Genomic DNA, 17161 nt, shown 5'->3' with positions numbered 1-17161 from the left:
CCATGTCCCGTCCCCGCAACATGCTGGATGACCTCCCCGGCCCCTCCGGGCTGGGAGACACGCAGGACGGCGCGCCGCGCCCCGGTGACGGGAACGGTCCGCCGCCGGGTCCGCCGCAGCCGCGGCGCGTGCTGCCCACGCCCTACGTCTGCTACGCCATCATCGCGGGCGCGGTGGGGATGTTCTTCGTCAGCCAGTCCCTGGGCCGCCCGCTGGTCATCGGCGGGACGAACTACGGCATCGTGGGGCCGCTGGCGCTCTACGGGCCGTGGGTCCAGGCGGGCGAGTACTGGCGCCTGCTGGGCACGGTGTTCGAGCACGGCGGCCCGATGCACCTGCTCTTCAACATGCTCGCGGTGTATTCGCTGGGCGCGTCGCTGGAGCGCGGCATCGGGAGCCTGAGGTTCCTGGGGCTGTCGCTCGTCACGGCGCTGGGCGGCTCCGCGTTCGCGCTCTTCTTCAACTTCGACACCGTGACGGTGGGCGCGTCCGGGATGATCCTCGGCTGGGGCGGCGCGATGCTGCCCATCCTCACCCAGCAGGGCCGCAAGGAGCACATGTTCTGGCTGTTGCAGGTGGCGGTCATCAGCCTGCTGCCCGGCGTGAGCTGGGCGGGGCACCTGGGCGGCTTCGTCTTCGGCCTGCCGTGCGGCATGGCGCTGCGCCAGGGCCCGAAGTTCTTCGCTCGCGCCATCCCCGTCCTGCTGTTCATCGCCGCGGCGCTGGCCGTGGTCGCCGCCCATCCCGGGCGCCTTGGAGGCCTTTGACGATGGCTGAGACCCCCGTGCGCAGCGTCTGCGTCTTCTGTGGCTCGCGCTCCGGCGTGCGCGCCGAGTACCGCGAGGCCGCGTCCAGGATGGGCGCCGCGCTGGCGAAGCGGGGCCTGACGCTCGTCTACGGCGGCGCCAGCGTGGGGTTGATGGGCGCGGTGGCGGACGCCGTCATCGCCAACGGCGGCAAGGCCGTGGGCGTGCTGCCCCACTTCATGGACGCGAAGGAGCTGGCCCACCCGCGGCTGACGGAGCTGCACCGGGTGGACTCCATGCACGCGCGCAAGGCGCTGATGGCCGAGCGCTCGGACGCCTTCGTCGCCCTGCCCGGCGGCTTCGGCACGCTGGATGAACTCTTCGAGATCATCACCTGGGCGCAGTTGGGCCTGCACCGCAAGCCCATGGGCCTGTTGGACGTGGACGGCTTCTTCCAGCCGCTGCTCGCGATGGCGAAGCAGATGGTGGAGGCGGGCTTCGTCCCGGAGACGCAGGGCACACCTTTCGCGGTGAACGCCTCGCCGGACGCGCTCCTGGACCGCCTACTCGCGGGGCCGACCATGCCGCTCACGTCGAAGTGGCTGAAGGACGGCCAGCAGACCTGAGGGCCCGCGGCCGGGCTCCTCGGGCTCAGCGCGCGTGGACCTTCAGCGCCGCGTTGCCCAGCGACGAGGCGACGCGGAGCATCACCTGCTCGGTGCCCTCGGGGATGACGGGCTGGCCGTTGGCGAAGGTCTTCGGGAAGCGCACGCGGTAGCCCACCCAGAAGAGGCTGGCGTAGGGGTAGTAGGCGCGCACGTTGAGGTCCGCCCGGCCCAGGCGGCGGATCTCCATGGGCGTGATTTCGCCCGCGGGCGTCACCAGCGCGATCCGCCAGATGCTGTTGCGGTGGGCGAAGTCGTCGTAGCGGTAGTCGTTGACGTGCACCGCCAGGAAGAACTCGTGGAACTTCGCCGCGTCGGCCTGTTCTTCCTCCAGGAGCTGCTCCACCTTCGCGGCGGGCAGCGTCTGGAAGATGGCGCGGCGGTGGACGCGGGCCTCGCGGAAGGCGGGGGTCTGGAACGTGGTCCCCGCGAAGACGCGCGTGTCGAAGCCGTCGTAGATCTCCTTGCGGTCCGAGTACCTGTCCAGCACCGCGAGGTAGGCCGACTCCTGCTTCGGATCATCCAGCGTGGGCGCGGGCTCACCGACGACGGGGGGCGCGGTGGAGCAGCCGCCCAGCGCGCCCAGCAGCACCGCGGCCACCAGCAGCCTTCTCACGGGATGAAGTCCTTGCGTGTGAACAGCGTGGTGAGCCGGTGGCCGGCGGACTCCACGGCCTCGCGTCCGCCCTCCAGCCGGTCCACCAGCGCGAAGGCGCCCAGCACCGTCAGGCCCTCCAGCTTCGCGCGCTCGATGGCCTTGAGCGTGGACGCGCCCGTCGTGACGACGTCCTCCACGATGGCCACCGGGGCGCCGGGGCCCAGCGCGGACAGGCCTTCAATCCACTGGCCGGTGCCGTGGCCCTTGGGCTCCTTGCGCACGATGAACGCGTGCAGGGGCTTCTGGCCGCCGCCCTCCAGGAAGCTGGTCAGGCTCACCGCCGACGCGAGCGGATCCGCGCCCAGCGTCAGCCCGCCCGCGGCCACCGCCGACGGAGCGTCGCGCCGGATGGCCTCCAGCAGCAGCCGGCCGATGAGGTAGTGGCCCTCGGCGAGCAGCGCCGTGCGCTTGCAGTCGATGTAGAAGTCCGACTCCTTGCCGGAGGAGAGCACCACGCGCCGGCGCTCGAAGGAGCGCTGGGTGAGCACCTCCAGCAGCCGGGCGCGGTCACGTTCGAGCGTTTCCGCCATGGCCTACAGGCCCTCCAGGTACGCCACCAACTGCGCCGAGTAGCGCAACTGCATCAGCAGCTCCGCCTTGCGCGATTCGTCCAGCGCCGCGAACACGTCCGCGAGCAGCGACAGGTCCTGGTTGAGGGCGCCCATGCGCTGCGCGACGTCCACCGCCAGCTCGTCCGCGTCGATCTCCTCCTCGACGCCCTCCGGGGCCAGCGTCTCCTCGGTGGCGAGCGCCTTCTCCAGCATGTCGCGCACCGGCGCCGTCAGCCGGCCTTCGGCCTCCAGCGACTCGCGCTTGGCCTCCAGCACGTCGTGCTCCACCGGCGAGGCGTGGATGGCCTCCGCCAGGGACAACAGGAGCGCGTCCTCGTCGGACAGCTCCTCGTGCACGCGCACCTGGACCTGGTCGCGCTTGAGGAAGCGCAGCGCCGCCACGCGCCGGAAGCCGCAGATGAGCTGGTAGCGGTCCTCGCCCCGCGGGCGCACGTCCACCGGGAACAGTTGGCCCAGACGCGCCAGGTCCGTGGCCAGCTCGGACACGTCGCCCTCGTCCCGCAGGCGGAAGGTCGTGTCCTCCTCCAGTCGCTCCAGCGGCAGCACCATCGCCGTCACCTGTCCCATCACGCGCGGCTCGATGGCCTGCGCGTGGGGCTCCCCTTCCGAAGTCGCCGCGCCGTCGTTGGCGCCCTGTTCCGTCCCCTCGCCGGAGCCCGCGTCCTCCTGGCTCGCCCGGCTCGCCACGTCCCAGATGCCGGCGCCCAAGAGCGCGTCGTCCGCGCCCGACACCGGACCGGAGCGCGGCTCCGCCAGCACGTCCTTCGCCTCGCCGCCACCGTCGCTGCCCGTGCCGGAGGCGTCCTGGACGCGCTCGCCCGAGGACAGCTCCACGTAGCGGCCGGGGCCCGCGGAGGCCTCCGCGTCCGCACGGGTGCCCTCGCCCTGCCCTGCCGCGTCCGCTCCGGTCGAAGACGGCGCGCCCTGACCACCGGCCGCGCTGGAATCCGTCCCCGCGCCTGCGTCGCGTGCCTCGCTGGAATCCAATCCGTTGCCCTCGCCACCGGCCGCGCTCGTGTCGGCTCCGTGGGCGGAGGCGCTGCCCTCGCTCGCGTCGGTGCCGTGGGCGGAGGCGCTGGCCTCGCCGCTGGCCGTGCTCAAGTCGGCTCCGTGGGCGGAAGCGCTGCCCTCGCCGCTGGCCGTGCTCGTCTCGGTGCCGTGGGCGGAGGCGCTGGCCTCGCTCGCGGCGGTGCCGTGCGGGGGTGCGTTGCCCTCACCGCTGGCTCCGGTCACCTGACCACCTTCCGCCGGCAGGCCGGTCTGGGCCCCAGCCGCTTCGGCCCGGGCGGCCCCTTCCGGCGTCACGTCTCCACTCGCGCCCTCGCCATGCTTCGGCGCGGACGCGTCGGCCGCGCCCTCCTGCTGGGACGGCGTCGCGTTCTCTCCAGGTGTGCCCGGCATCCCTTCCTGTCCCTCGGCCCTGTGCTCGGCGTCCATGGTGGCACCCCCGGTTGTTCCACCCCCGCGCCGCCGGAAACGACGGCGCGGCGGGCGGGCTCTAACGGGACTTCTTCACCACGACCTTCTTCTTCGCGCCAGCACCCATCACGCGGGGAACGGGCGCGCCAGCACTGCTCGCCTGCTCAGTGGCGGCCGGACGCGGAGGCTCCGGCGCCCGGGTCGTGGTGGCGGCGGGCGGCGGGGGCGGCGGCAGCGGCTTGGCCGACGGACGGGCCACGACGGTGGCCGGCGCCGTCGTCGCGGGCTGCGTGCGCGCGGGAGGCGGGGGCGGCGGCGTCGGAGCGGCGCGCGGCGGGGCTGCCGGCGGCGTCGGAGGACGCGGCGGGGTGGCGCCCGGACGCACCGTGGGGCGCGTCACCGCCTGGGGGCGGGCCACGGCGGGGCGCTCGGACGGCAGCCGGCCCGGTTCCACGTCGCCCATGTCCACGCGGCCGCGGAAGCTGGCCCCGTCCACGATGATGACGCGGGGGGCGCGGATGTCGCCCACCATGCGGCCCTCGCGGGTGAGCTCCACGCTCTCCGTGGCGTTGATGTTGCCCACCACCACGCCGCTCACGATGGCGTTCTTCACCGCCACGTTGGCCTTCACCACGCCGGACGGCTCCACGATGAGGGTGCGGCTGAGGGTGAGCTCACCCTCGACGCGCCCGCGGACCGTGAGGTCCTCGTCACCCGTGAGCCGACCGCTGATGAGGATGGAGGGCCCCACCACGGTGTTGTCGACGGCGTTGCCTGCAAGATCCTTCGCGGTCGCCACGGATCAGCGCTCCTTCATGTCCATGTCGACGTTGCCCTTGAAGGAGGCACCGTCGGCGATGAGGATGCGCGGGGCCTTGATGTCGCCCACCACGCGGCAGTCCGTCTTCAGCTCCACCTTGTCGCTGGCGGCGATGTTGCCCGTCACGCGGCCGGCGATCTCCACGTTCTGCGTCTCGATGTCCGCCTCGACGACGCCGGAGCCCTCCACGTAGAGGCTCTCCTTGAGGGAGATCTTCCCCTTCACGGTGCCCTGGATGACCAGGTCCTCGTCACCGGAAATCTCTCCGTCGATGACGATGCTCGAGCCAATGATCGTATTCGCCATGAGTGTGTCCGCCTTCTCGAAGCTGTGCGCATGGGGGGCCGTGGGTCGGTCCCCGGTGGATGCTAGATGTCGTCCGGCAACTTCACGTCCATCTCGATGGAGCCGTTGAACACGGCGCCGTCCTCGATGATGACCCGCGGGGCCTTGATGTCGCCCGCGACCTTCGCCGAGGCGTTGATGGCCACGCGCGTGGAGGCGTCGATGTTGCCGCTCGCCTCGCCGTTGATGGTCAGTTCCTCGGCGCGGATGTCCGCTTGCACCTTGCCGGTGCCCTCGATGGTGAGGTGGTTCTTCAGGGCGATCTGCCCCTCCACGCGCCCCTCGATGACCAGGTCCCCTCCGCCCGTGAGGTTGCCCCTGATGACGATGCCCTTGCCAATGATGCCCGTTTCACCCTGTGCCATGAGGTGATCCTCGCCAGCGCCTGCTCCGTCGGGAGCGGGGCGACCTGATTATGTCAGAGATGCGCGGAGATCCAGCCGGAGATGTCCTGGAACACCGTCGCGCGGTCCCGCTCGTTGAGCGGCTCATGCCGCATTCCGGGGTACTCCTTGAACTTCTTGTCCGCCGTCCCCGCCGCCTCGAAGAAGGCCCGCGCCGCCGCCGGCAGCGCCACCCCGTCCTCCTGGCCGCACAGCACGAACAGCGGCACTTGAATCTTCGGCGCCAGCGAGAGCGTCTGCGCCTGGGCGGCCGTGGACTCCACGAACCAGCGGGGCGTGGCGAAGGGCACGTACAGCGGGTCCGCCCCGACCGCCTTTTGAATCTCCGGGTCGGTGCTGAGCATGTCCGGGGCCAGGCCGGAGGGCACCTTCATCCAGGGCACCACGGAGCCCACCATGCGCGCTGCGAGCACCTTCGCGGCCGGCGGGGTGATGGCGAGCTTGAGGTAGGGCGCGGAGAGGATGGCGCCGGAGAGCCCCTCCAGCCTCCCGGTCAGGGCGTGCGCGGCCATCAGGCCGCCGTGGCTGTGGGCGAGCAGGAAGATCTTCTCGTTGCCCGCGGCCTTGCGCACGCGCTGCCAGAAGCCGTCCAGGTCGTCGAGGAACTCGGTCCACTTCGCGGCGTAGGCGCGCCGGCCGTCCGCGCGGCCGTGGCCCCGGTAGTCGAAGCCGTGCACGGCGAAGCCGTCCTTCACCAGCGCGTCGATGACGGGCCGGTAGCGGCCGATGTGGTCGCCATAGCCATGGACGATGGCGACGTGCGCGCGGGGGGGCGTGTCCGGCAGGTCCAGCGTCCAGAACAGCCGGGTGTTGTCCTTCCCGGTGAAGAAGCCTTCGTCGTGGCGGGCCATGAGCCCGGGACCTTAGCGGCCCAGCGCGGTCGAGGGTAGCGCCTTCAACTTGCGCTCCAGGGTGGTGCGCTGGTTGGCGGGCTCGGCGGCCTCCGGCTCCAGCATCAGCACCTCCAGCGCGCGCTTCCAGGTCCGGACGGCCTCCGGGGCGCGGCCCGCCTTGAGGTACGCGTCTCCCAGGTGCTCCAGGATGGCGGGGTCGTCCGGGGACAGCTCCACCGCGCGCTCCAGGACCTCCACGGCCTTCCGGGCGTCACCGCGCTGGTAGTGCACCCACCCCAGCGAGTCCACGTAGGCCGCGTTGTCCGGCCGGAGCGCCAGCGCGCGCCGCACCAGCCGCTCCGCCTGGTCCAGGTCCCGGCCCCGCTGCGCCATCACGTAGCCCATGAAGTTCAGCGCGGCGGAGTGGTCCGGCTTCAGCGCGAGCACCGCCCGCATGCGCGACAGCGCCCCCGCCACGTCGCCCTGGCGCTCCAGCAGGGTGGCCAGGGCGAACTGCAGGTCCTGGTTCCTCGGCGCCTTCGCGACGGCGTCCCGCAGGAGCGCGAGCGCGTCCGGGGCCCGGCCCTGGCGCTCCAGCAGGCTGGCCAGCGCGTCGTACGCCAGCGCCCCGCCCTCCCCCGCCAGCGCCTCGCGCAGCACGCCCTCCGCCCTCGCCGCGTCCCCGCCGCGCTCCAGCGCCCGGGCGTAGCCGACGCGCACCTCCACGTCGTCAGGCGCGTCCGACATGGCCGCGCGGTAGAGCGCCAGCGCGCGCGGGTGGTCTCCCGCCAGCGACAGGCAGCGGGCCTGGCGCACGCGGGCGTCCGGGAACACCTCCGAGTCCGGGGGCACGCCCGCGAAGTCCTGGGCGGCGACGGAGAAGCGGCGGGTGCGCTCCGCGACGAGGCCGGCGTAGTACGCCAGCCGGGGCTCGTCCGGCGCGTCCTTGCGCGCGGCGTCCAGCACCTCCCGCGCGGGGGCCGGCTCTCCGGAGGCCAGGTAGCTGAAGGCCACGCGCACGGCCAGCTCCGGCGACGCGGAGAGCGACAGCAGCCGGTCGAAGTACGCCCGCGCCCGGGTCACCGACCCGCCCTTGAGCGCGGCGCGGCCCGCGGACAGGAGCACCTCGCGGCTGTCCGGATCCGCCTCCAGCGCGCGGGCCAGCGCGTCCTCCGCCTCCTTCGGCCGGCCGGAGCCCTCGTAGAGCCGGGCCAGCGTGGACCACACCTCCACGTCGCCCGGGTCGCGCTCGGCGGCCTTCGCGAGCAGGCGCTCGGCGCGGGGCGCGTCGCCGCGCTCGGCCAGGACGAGCCCCAGCCGGCGGTAGCCGGAGGCCTCTCCGGGCAGCGCGTGGGCCAGCGCCTCCACCACCTTCACCGCCTCGTCGGGGTCCTTCGCGTCCAGGTACAACTGCGACAGGACGAGGTACGCCTCCGGCTCGCGGGGGCGCAGCGCCACCGCGCGGCGCAGGTGCTGCTTCGCGCGCGCCGTGCGGCCGGACTCCAGCAGCACCCGGCCCAGCAGCACGTGGGCGGCGTAGTGCGTGGGGGCCTTCTCCACGGCCCGGCGCAGCTCGCGCTCGGCGCGCGTGAGGTCGCCCAGGCGCGCGTACTCCTCGCCCAACTGGGTGAGGAGGGTCGGGTTGCCGTCGTCGGTGGCGAGCGCCAGCCGCAGCTCGTCCACCGAGGCCCGGTGGTTGCCCTCCAGGTGCATCAGCCGCGCCTGGAGGTAGTGCGCGTAGCTGGCGGACGACGCGGACGGCTCGTCGTCGCGGCTGCTCGAGTCCATGGCCTCGCGCATCGCCTCGCGGTCGACGTGCGGGGCCGGGGCCCTCCTCGCGGGCGCGGCCCCCGAACCTCCGGCGGCCAGCGCGAGGCACATCACCGCGGCACGGCTGAGGAGCGGGAGCGGGCGCACGCGGGCTAGTGGACCTCGGGAGGGGGCGCCCCCAGCTTCTCCAGCAGCTTCTCCACCGGATCGCTGTCCTGGCTGACGTCCGCCATGGCGGCCCGGTACTCGATGGAGGTCACCTGCTCCACGTCCGGCATCAGGCGGTTGATGACCGTGCGCGCCGCGTCCGCGTTGCACTCGGGCAGCACCACCGCGAAGACGCCCTGCCCCAGGTGGGCGATGGCGTCCGGGTGGCGCACGCGCTTGCGCATCACGTCCCCCATGTTGGAGGGCATCACCTCCAGCTCGCGGTCCGGACGCAGCACCGCCAGCGTGAGGGCGCGGTGGTAGCGGCGGCTGCGGGCCACCTCCTGCTCCAGGCGCAGGAGCAGGCCCCGGCGGTCGTGCAGCCCCGTCACGGGGTCGCTGCCGGTGCGGCGCTGGAGCGAGTTCGTCTTGGTGTCCTGCTCCTTCTCACCCTGGCGCAGCTTGAGCGCGCGCTCGGTGCGGTTGAGCAGCTCCACCGCGTTGAAGGGCTTGGCCATGTAGTCCACCGCGCCCAGGTTGAGCGCGCGGACCTTGTCGGCCACGCCCTGGTGGGCGGACAGGAGGATGACCGGGATGTGCGCCGTGTCCGACGAGGACTTGAGCGCCATGGCCGCGTCCAGGCCGTCCAGCTTGGGCAGGAACACGTCCATCACCACCAGGTCCGGCCGGGACGCGCGTGCCTTCGCCAGGCCCTCCGCGCCGTCGCGCGCCACCTCCACGCGGTACTTCGAGCGCAGCACCTCCGACAGCACCGCGGCGATCTCCGGCTCGTCCTCCACCACCAGCACGCGCGGCTGCTCGGGGGCGGCGCCGGGCGCGGGCTGCGGCCGGGGGTTGCGCGCGGCCTCCTGCGCCAGGGGCAGCGTGAAGACGAAGGTGCAGCCGCCGTCCGCCGGGCTCTCCGCCCAGATCTCACCGCCGTGCAGCTCCACGAACTCCTTGCAGATGGCCAGCCCCAGCCCCGTGCCCTTGGGCCCGTGGCGGTAGCGGTCGAAGACGAGGTGCAGCTCGTCCGGCGGGATGCCCACGCCGTTGTCGCTCACCATCACGCGCACCGCGTCGCCGTCCGGCCGGGACAGCCGCTGCGTGCGCACCACCACCACGCCCGGGTCGCTGGCGTGCTGGATGGCGTTGCTGATGAGGTTCTGCAGCACCTCGTGCAGCTTCACCTCGTCGCCGATCAGCATGAGGCTGTCGGGGCACTCGGAGCGCAGCGACACGGCCTTCTCCGCCGCCAGGATCTCCAGCTCCGCCACGGCGTCGCGGCACAACTGCGCCACGTCCAGCACGCGGGGCTCGATGGACAGGCGCGCCGCCTCGCCCTTGCCCTTCTCCAGCAGGGACTCGACCAGGGTGAGGATCTTCCGGCCCTGGCGGATCATCGCCTCCGCGGACTGCTTCTGCTGCGCCTCCAGCGGCCCTTCCAGGAGCAGCCGGCCGTGCCCCAGGAGCACCTGGAGCGGCGCGCGCAGGTCGTGGCTGCACACCGCGATGATCTCGTCCTTGAGGCGGTTGAGCTCCTTGAGGCGGCGGTTCGCGTCGTTGAGCTCGCGGTAGCGCTCCACGTACGCCAGCTCCAGGTCCTCGCGCTTCTTCTTCACCGCCGTGTGCAGGCGCGCGTTGCGGATGGAGTTGGCGAGCACGCCCGCCACCGCCTCCGCGAACTCCTGCTCGTCGCGCCCGATGGACGCCTCGCCCTTGGACACGCGCAGGAAGAGCGCGCCCAGCAGGTCGTCCTGGCAGATGAGCGGCTGCACCAGGATGGACTTCACGCCCTGCGGCAACAGCGACGTGCGCACCTCCGCCATCAGCGGGTCGCGCTGCGCCTCTTCAATCAGCACGGGCTGGCGCGTCTCCAGCGCGCGGCGCAGCTCCGGGTAGCGCGCCACCTCGATGTCCAGTTGGACGAGGCTGGGGTCCTCCTGCGTCGCGACGACCGTGGCCGTGCGCGCGTGGCTGCCCTCCACCAGCACCACGGAGCAGCGGTCCGTGCCCGTCACCTGGCCGACCTTCTCCACCGCGATGCGGAGGATCTCCTCCAGCTCCAGCGAGCTGGTGGCCGCCTGGGTGATTTCGAGCAGCATCCCCATGCGCATCCGGATGCGCTCCTCGCGCTCCTTGAGCCTCCAGGCGCGCAGGGCGGACTCCAGCCGGGGCACCAGCTCATCCGCGCCGCGCACGAAGTCATCCACCGCCAGGCGCTTGAAGGCCTCCGCCGAACGCGCGCGGCCCTGATCCACCAGCACCGGCAGGCGCTGGAGCTTGTCCGTCTTGCGCACCGTCTCCAGCAGCTCCGCCGCCCGCTTGGCCGTCACGGCCAGGAGCACCACCTCCGGCTGGAGCTGATCCACCATCTCCGCCAGCCCGGTCTCCCGCTCCGTGGAGGCGCACTGGTAGCCACTCGCCGTGAGCCGCTCCACCAACGCGTCACCCGCGGCCTTCGCCGCGAGCACGAGCACCCGCCCCCGCTGCTCCGACGACAACATCTCGATCCTCACGGCGCGCCTCCGCCCCGCCCAGACAGGGAACGACGTCGCGGAAACCCGTTGGGTGCGAAAGGAGTCATGGTCGATTCCGGATCATGCCGTCTAACCCGTCCGCGGGCCAGCGGATGAACGGGGCTCTCCTCATGAGAGAGGGGTGGGAAAAGGCGCGCGACGTATACCCCGGACCGGCCTTCTTCCTCCGGAATCCCGCACGCGCGTGACGGTCCGGTGACCGGAAACCGCCCGCCCAGCCCTTGCCAGGCGGGAATCCCATGAAAACAGCCAGGCTGTCACTTTCTTCCAATACCACCCTCTTCGTCCGGCCGGAGGCAGGGCGGGCGGGCAGGCCCCCGCTGGGGGTTTTCAGGGGATCTCGCGATCAGGGAGCCGGGGGAAGGCGCGGGGGAGGTGGCCCCGCCCGCTTCCCGAGGGAGCGCGCTAGAGTGCGAAACCATGCACTCCGTCCCTTCGCGCCCGTTCGCGCCGCGGGCCCTCCTGGCCTCGCTGACCCTCTGTGCTTCCGTGTTCACCGCCTGTGGTGGTGAGAAGCCGGCCCCCACTCCGGACCCGCCGACGGTGACGCTCACCGTGCCGCAGCCCAACACGGCGGCCCCGTCGCTGACGGTGCGGGTCATCGTGTCCGGGTGTGACGCCGTGTCGCGGGTGGACATCTACGACCGGGACACGTTCCTGAAGACCGTGCCCTACACCAGCGGGTCCATGGACTTCGAGCTGGCCTCGAATGAGATCAAGTACACCCGCGGGCTCGCCGCGAGCCTGTCGCTCAACGCGCGGGCGACGTGCGCGGACGGCCGGACGAACGTGTCCCAGCCGCAGGCGGCCACGTTCCTGCCGGTGGCGAAGGTCATCAAGGATCCGGACCCCAACGGCCAGGTGGTGACGGACTTCTTCATCGCCGAGGGCAGCGGCACGAACGTCGCCTTCATCGGGTGCGGCAACCCCACCACGGGCTCCGGCACGCTCTTCCGCGTGGACTCGGCGGGCGTGGTGCGCAACTCGGTGGAGATGGGCATCCCGTGCAGCTCCGCGACGGTCATCACCAGCGTCAACGCCCAGAGCGGCAAGCGGTGGGTGTGGACGCCCGGCACGGGCGCGGTGGCGGTGGACGCCAACTTCGCCATCACCGGCCGCACCGCGCCCACGTACAAGCTGCAGAACCTGTCCGTGATGGCCAACGGCGACGCGCTGGTGAACGACCTGTACACGGTGTCGCGCCTGAAGCACACGGCGTCCGGCGGCTCCTTCCAGTGGACGTTCGAGAACGCGCCGCTGCAGCCCATCACCCCGCCCAAGGAGAAGGGCCAGCAGGTGCTGGTGGCCTACCCGAACAACGCGGGGGGGGGCGGGGACGCCCTGCAGATCGAGATCGCCACGCTGGACGCGAACGCCACGAGCGCGGACCTCCAGCCGGTGAGCACGCGCATCATCTACACGTACAACGGCCTCATCAGCGCGCCGCCGCCCGCGTCGTTCAGCGTGGACGGGTCCACGCTCTACATGTCCTTCGACTTCGCCAACAACCAGTCGCGCATCGAGGCCTGCTCCACGGAGGCCGCGGGCTGCGAGGGCAACGCGTACCGCTGGTCCAGCACCACGTTCCCGGTGCCCATCCGCTTCCTGCTCCCGTTCCATGGCGGCTCGAAGGTGGCGGCCATTGGAGACCAGCGCGTGTGGTTCCTGAACTCGACGAGCGGCCTGGTGATGAACAAGGGCGGCACGTCCGTGGACGCGTCCGGGCAGTTGCGCATCCACCAGGTGCAGTTGGGCCTGCCGACGAGCCCGGAGTTCTACCTGCTCACCGGCCCGAACGTGGCGGGCGCCCTGCCCCAGGAGATCGTCGCGGTGGACTCCGCGGAACAGGGCGAGCTGTTCCGCTACGAGGTCTCCAGCAGCCTGTCCTGCTCCGTGGATGACGGCGGGCGGCTGTGGATGCGCGTGGGCAACAACCTGGTCCAGGCCCTCACGCTGCCCGAGTACCGCGCCGTCAGGCAGTGACGGCGGCCCTCAGGGCCTGTCGGCGACGAGGAGCGCCTCCACGTTGCCGGCGGGCCCGGGCACGGGTGAGTCCATCACCCCGCGCACGGTGAGCCCGTGCTCGCGCACGAAGGCCGTCACGGTGTCGATGGCGTCCTGGCGCGCCTCCGGGTCGCGCACCACGCCGCCCTTGCCCACGCGCTCCGGGCCCACCTCGAACTGGGGCTTCACCAGGGCGATGAGCAGGCCGCCCGGTGAGAGGAACGGCAGCACCGACGGCAGCACCTGGGTGAGCGAGATGAAGCTCACGTCGATGACGACCACGCCCACCTTCTCCGGCAGGTCCTCGTCCGTGAGGTAGCGCGCGTTGACCCGCTCGCGGGAGCGCACGCGCGGATCCACGCGCAGCTTCTCGTGGAGCTGGCCGTAGCCCACGTCGATGGCGTGGACCCGCACCGCACCGTGCTGGAGCAGGCAGTCGGTGAAGCCGCCGGTGCTGGCGCCGATGTCCGCGCCCACGCGGCCCGTCACGTCCAGGCCGAAGCGGTCCATGGCCGCCTTCAGCTTGAGGCCGCCGCGCGACACGTACGGCAGGACCTCGCCCTTGAGGCGCAGCTCGGCCTCCACGGGGACCAGGGAGCCGGGCTTGTCCACGCGCTGGTCCGCCACCACCACCTGTCCGGCGAGGATGAGCGCCTGGGCCTTGGTGCGCGACTCGGCGAGCCCGCGCTCCACCACCAGCACGTCCAGGCGTTCCTTCTTCGGCTTCACCGGTGCTCCTCTCCCAGCAGCGCACGGCCCGCGCGCCGCAGGCCCGCCGCGTCCAGTCCCAGTTGCGTCCGCTGCACCCGCGCGTCCCCGTGCGGCAGGAAGACATCCGGCATGCCCAGCAGCGTCACCCGGGGGGACACGCCGCAGGCCGCGTACAGCTCCAGCACCGCGCTGCCCAGGCCGCCGCGGGTGGTGCCCTCCTCGGCCACCACCACATGCCCGCCCGCCGCGGCCTCCAGGAGCGCGGCCTCATCCAGGGGCCAGGCCCGGCGCGCGTCCAGCACGCTCCAGTCCGGCTCGCTCCGCGCGGCCTCCAGCGCGGAAAGGCCCAGGGGGCCCAGCGTCACCAGCGTCAGCCGCGATCCGGCCACGCGCTTCAGCCAGCGGGCCCCCGGCATGGGGAGCGCGGCCTGCGTCACCCGTGAGGCCGCGGAGCCCATGGCCCCTGCCGCGCCAGCGCGCGTGTCGTGGGTCGGCTGTCCGGGCGAGGACGGCCCCTGCGCCTCCGTGTCGCCCTGTGCCAGCTCCGGCGGGAGGTCCGGCAGTGTGCCTCGCGGGAAGCGCAGCACGGAGGGCCCGGAGGCCTGGAGCGCGGTGGCGAGCATGGGCTCCAGGTCCTCCCCCACCACCGGGGCCCACTGCGTGAGGCCCGGCAACGGCCGGAGGAAGGACACGTCGTAGGCCCCCTGGTGCGTGGCGCCGTCCGCGCCCACGAGCCCCGCCCGGTCCACCGCGAAGACGACGGGCAGCCCCGGCAGGCACACGTCGTGGACCACCTGGTCGTACGCGCGCTGGAGGAAGGTGGAGTAGATGACGCACACCGGCTTCGCGCCCGCCGCGGCCAGCCCCGCGCAGAACGTCACCGCGTGCTGCTCCGCGATGCCCACGTCGTGCACGCGGTCCGGGAAACGCTCCTTCAAACCAGTGAGCGCGCTGCCCTCCAGCATCGCGGGCGTCACCGCCACCACGCGCGGGTCGCGCTCCAGCGCGTCGCCCAGCACCTGGGCGAAGGCCTCGCTGAACGTGGGCCGTCCCCCGCGCGAGCGCACCAGCTTGCCGTCGCGCCACTCGTACGGCCCCATCGCGTGGCCGCGCGTCTGCTCGTCCGCCTCCGCGGGAGGGAAGCCGCGCCCCTTCTTCGTCAGCGCGTGCACCACCACCGGGCGGGATGACGCCTTTGCCTCGCGCAGGGCCCGCGTGAGCACGCCCAGGTCGTGCCCGTCCACCGGGCCCAGGTAGGTGAAGCCCAGCGACTCGAAGAAGGCGCGGGCGTTGCGCGTGCGCAGGAGCGCCGGGATGGCGCCCACGTTCGCGCTGATGGACATCTGGTTGTCGTTGAGCACCACCACGAGCGGCAGCGGGCTGCCCCCCGCGTTGTTGAGCCCCTCGAAGCTCAGGCCCCCGGTGAGCGCGCCGTCGCCCACCACCGCCACCACGTGGCCCGTGTGGCCCAACTGCCGCCGGCCGGAGAGCAGGCCCAGCGCCGCGGAGATGGCCGTGCACGCATGCCCGGCCGCCAGCGCGTCGTGGTGGCTCTCGCGCGGATCCAGGAACGGCGCGATGCCGTCCGCCTGCCGCAGCGTGTGCATCCGGTCCCGCCGGCCGGTGAGCAGCTTGTGCGCGTACGCCTGGTGCCCCACGTCGAAGAGGAGCGCGTCCTGCGGCGTGTGGAAGACGCGGTGCAGGGCCACGATCAATTCGACCGCGCCCAGCGACGCGCCCAGGTGGCCGCCCACGCGTCCGCACGTGGTGATGATGGCCTCGCGCAGCGCCTCGCACAGGCCGGGCAGCGCGTCCTCGGGGAGCGCGCGCACATCCGCGGGAGACTCGACACCGGACAGCACGTCCGCCATCAGGACTTCCGCTCCACCGAGTAGCGCGCCAGCGCCGCCAGCGGACCGTCCACGCCCTCCAGCGGGCGCACCGCGGCCTCCGCCCGGGCCACCAGCTCGTCGGCCATGCGGCGGGACTCGTCCAGCCCCACCACCGCCGGGAAGGTGAAGCGCCCGGCCTCCGCGTCCGCGCCCACCGGCTTGCCCATCGCCTCCGCGCTGGAGGTCACGTCCAGCACGTCATCTGCAATCTGGAAGGCCAGGCCCACCGCCTCACCGTACGTCACCGCGCTGGCGAGCGCCGCCGCGTCGCCCCCGGCCGCCAGGACGCCCATCCGGCACGCCGCGAGGATGAGCGCGCCCGTCTTCATCCGGTGCAGCCGCAGCAGGTAGTCCAGCGCCGCGGCCCGGTCCGCCGCGATGTCCAGCACCTGCCCGCCCACCATGCCGCTCGCGCCCGCCGCGCGCGCCAGCTCCGCGCACAGCAGGCCGCGCACCGGCTCCGGCCCTCCGGCGAGCACGTGGAAGGCCTCCGTGAGCAGCCCGTCCCCGGCCAGCAGCGCCAGCGGCTCACCGTAGACCTTGTGGTTCGTGGGCCGGCCCCGGCGCAGGTCGTCGTTGTCCAGGCAGGGCAGGTCGTCATGCACCAGCGAATAGGTGTGCACGTACTCCAGCGAGCACGCCGCATCCAACACCACGGCGCTGTCGGTGCTCGCCTTCGCCACCGCGTCCGCGAAGGCCAGGCAGAGCACGGGGCGCAGGCGCTTGCCGCCCGCGAGCAGCGAGTAGCGCATGGCCTCCGCCAGCCGGGGCGGCGTGCCCGCGGGACCCAGGCGGTCCGCGCGTTCGAGCAGGAGCGCCTCCACCCGCGCCTGGTGCGTGCGCATGAAGGGTTCCAGGTTGAATGCGGCCATCGGCGTCAGGGCTCCTTCGCCACGTCGGCGGGGATGAGTTCGCGGATGCGCTTGACGAGCGCGTCCAGCTCCAGCGGCTTCACGAAGTAGTCGGCCGCGCCGACCTCCATGCCACGCCGCTTGTCCTCCGGGTCTCCCCGCCCGCTGATGAAGATGATGGGGATGTCCCGGAACTGCTTGTTCTGCTTCACGGCCTGACACAGCTCGAAGCCGTTGATCCAGGACATGTTCACGTCCAGGAGGATGGCGTGCGGGCGGTGCAGCTCCAGCGACGCGACGAGCCGCAGGCCGTTGGCCGCGGACATGACCTCGAAGCCCTCGGCCCCCAGGGCCTCGGCGAGCAGCTCGCGCGTGTCGCGGTCATCATCGACAATCGTAATCTTCGGCTTCGACATGCCCGGCCTCCGCCCTTCCCCTGATGCCTAGAACGGGACATCGTCCTCCGGTGGCGGACGCGCCTGCGCGGTCGTCCGGGGGGCAGCCTGGGGAGCGGGCCGGGCCGCCACCGCCAGCGGCGCCACGACGTCCTGGCCGTCCTCGTCCACCAGCAACTGCTCGATGCGCTGCTCGGCCTCCGTGAGCAGCTTCTCGCCCCGGCGGACGAGGCGGATGCCCTCCTCGAACGCCTTGAGCGACTCTTCCAGCGACAGGTCGCCGCCTTCCAGCCGCGCCACCGTCTCTTCCAGGCGCGACACCACGTCTCCGTACTGCTCCGGAGCGGGCTCCACCTTGGGGTTCTTGTCCGACTTCGCCACGGCCATCC

General features: G+C 72.6%; 17 protein-coding genes. 3 read left to right on the top strand and 14 right to left on the bottom strand.

What is annotated here, in order from left to right; genetic code table 11:
• Positions 1–2 precede the first annotated feature (2 nt).
• Together K8612_RS12275 and K8612_RS12270 are read left to right on the top strand one after the other, a co-directional pair.
• The gene (locus K8612_RS12275) at positions 3–767 is read left to right on the top strand and encodes a rhomboid family intramembrane serine protease (RefSeq protein WP_223741423.1); all 765 of its coding nucleotides are present in this window, start codon (positions 3–5) and stop codon (positions 765–767) included.
• A 2-nt stretch (positions 768–769) separates the two neighbouring features.
• A complete protein-coding gene (locus tag K8612_RS12270) occupies positions 770–1372 on the top strand; it encodes a TIGR00730 family Rossman fold protein (protein ID WP_223741422.1) in 603 nt (200 codons plus the stop codon).
• 25 nt (positions 1373–1397) lie between these two features.
• Here the strand turns inward: K8612_RS12270 and K8612_RS12265 are convergent, their stop codons facing one another.
• The 9 genes from K8612_RS12265 to K8612_RS12225 form a co-directional block, all read right to left on the bottom strand.
• Positions 1398–2027 (bottom strand): hypothetical protein, encoded by a 630-nt coding sequence (locus tag K8612_RS12265; protein WP_223741421.1) that lies wholly within the window; start codon positions 2025–2027, stop codon positions 1398–1400.
• The gene (gene pyrE, locus K8612_RS12260; RefSeq protein ID WP_223741420.1) at positions 2024–2599 is read right to left on the bottom strand and encodes an orotate phosphoribosyltransferase; all 576 of its coding nucleotides are present in this window, start codon (positions 2597–2599) and stop codon (positions 2024–2026) included. Before pyrE ends, K8612_RS12265 begins: the two co-directional genes overlap by 4 nt.
• A gap of 3 nt (positions 2600–2602) precedes the next feature.
• Positions 2603–4078, bottom strand: a complete 1476-nt coding sequence (locus K8612_RS12255) for a ParB N-terminal domain-containing protein (RefSeq protein WP_223762386.1) — start codon at positions 4076–4078, stop codon at positions 2603–2605.
• 61 nt (positions 4079–4139) lie between these two features.
• Complete coding sequence (locus tag K8612_RS12250; protein WP_223741418.1) at positions 4140–4859, bottom strand: polymer-forming cytoskeletal protein; 720 nt, start codon at positions 4857–4859, stop codon at positions 4140–4142.
• Between the two features lie 3 nt (positions 4860–4862).
• On the bottom strand, positions 4863–5186 hold the full coding sequence (locus K8612_RS12245) for a polymer-forming cytoskeletal protein (protein WP_120565586.1): 324 nt from the start codon (positions 5184–5186) through the stop codon (positions 4863–4865).
• Positions 5187–5248: 62 nt separating this feature from the next.
• A complete protein-coding gene (gene bacN, locus K8612_RS12240; RefSeq protein WP_014397642.1) occupies positions 5249–5590 on the bottom strand; it encodes a bactofilin BacN in 342 nt (113 codons plus the stop codon).
• A gap of 53 nt (positions 5591–5643) precedes the next feature.
• Positions 5644–6480, bottom strand: a complete 837-nt coding sequence (locus K8612_RS12235) for an alpha/beta hydrolase (RefSeq protein ID WP_223741417.1) — start codon at positions 6478–6480, stop codon at positions 5644–5646.
• Positions 6481–6492: 12 nt separating this feature from the next.
• Positions 6493–8379: a tetratricopeptide repeat protein gene (locus K8612_RS12230; RefSeq protein ID WP_373692102.1), complete on the bottom strand. Its 1887-nt coding sequence runs from the start codon at positions 8377–8379 to the stop codon at positions 6493–6495.
• Positions 8380–8384: 5 nt separating this feature from the next.
• Positions 8385–10883: an ATP-binding protein gene (locus tag K8612_RS12225; protein WP_223741532.1), complete on the bottom strand. Its 2499-nt coding sequence runs from the start codon at positions 10881–10883 to the stop codon at positions 8385–8387.
• Between the two features lie 456 nt (positions 10884–11339).
• Between K8612_RS12225 and K8612_RS12220 the strand changes: the two genes are divergently transcribed.
• Complete coding sequence (locus tag K8612_RS12220) at positions 11340–12902, top strand: hypothetical protein (protein WP_223762385.1); 1563 nt, start codon at positions 11340–11342, stop codon at positions 12900–12902.
• 9 nt (positions 12903–12911) lie between these two features.
• Here the strand turns inward: K8612_RS12220 and K8612_RS12215 are convergent, their stop codons facing one another.
• Genes K8612_RS12215 through xseB form a run of 5 tightly spaced genes read right to left on the bottom strand, consistent with a single transcriptional unit; the run spans position 12912 to position 17159 of the window.
• A complete protein-coding gene (locus K8612_RS12215; protein WP_014397647.1) occupies positions 12912–13652 on the bottom strand; it encodes a TlyA family RNA methyltransferase in 741 nt (246 codons plus the stop codon).
• Positions 13649–15505, bottom strand: coding sequence for a 1-deoxy-D-xylulose-5-phosphate synthase (locus K8612_RS12210; RefSeq protein ID WP_223762384.1), 1857 nt, complete (start codon positions 15503–15505; stop codon positions 13649–13651). Before K8612_RS12210 ends, K8612_RS12215 begins: the two co-directional genes overlap by 4 nt.
• Positions 15505–16398: a polyprenyl synthetase family protein gene (locus K8612_RS12205; protein ID WP_223762383.1), complete on the bottom strand. Its 894-nt coding sequence runs from the start codon at positions 16396–16398 to the stop codon at positions 15505–15507. Before K8612_RS12205 ends, K8612_RS12210 begins: the two co-directional genes overlap by 1 nt.
• A gap of 5 nt (positions 16399–16403) precedes the next feature.
• Entirely contained in the window at positions 16404–16793 is a 390-nt protein-coding gene (locus tag K8612_RS12200; protein ID WP_014397650.1) for a PleD family two-component system response regulator, read from the bottom strand.
• 27 nt (positions 16794–16820) lie between these two features.
• Positions 16821–17159, bottom strand: a complete 339-nt coding sequence (xseB, locus tag K8612_RS12195) for an exodeoxyribonuclease VII small subunit (RefSeq protein ID WP_120565593.1) — start codon at positions 17157–17159, stop codon at positions 16821–16823.
• Positions 17160–17161 lie beyond the last annotated feature (2 nt).

This window comes from Corallococcus sp. AS-1-6, assembly GCF_020037015.1.
GTDB lineage: Bacteria > Myxococcota > Myxococcia > Myxococcales > Myxococcaceae > Corallococcus.
This window is presented reverse-complemented; position numbering and strand designations above follow the sequence as displayed.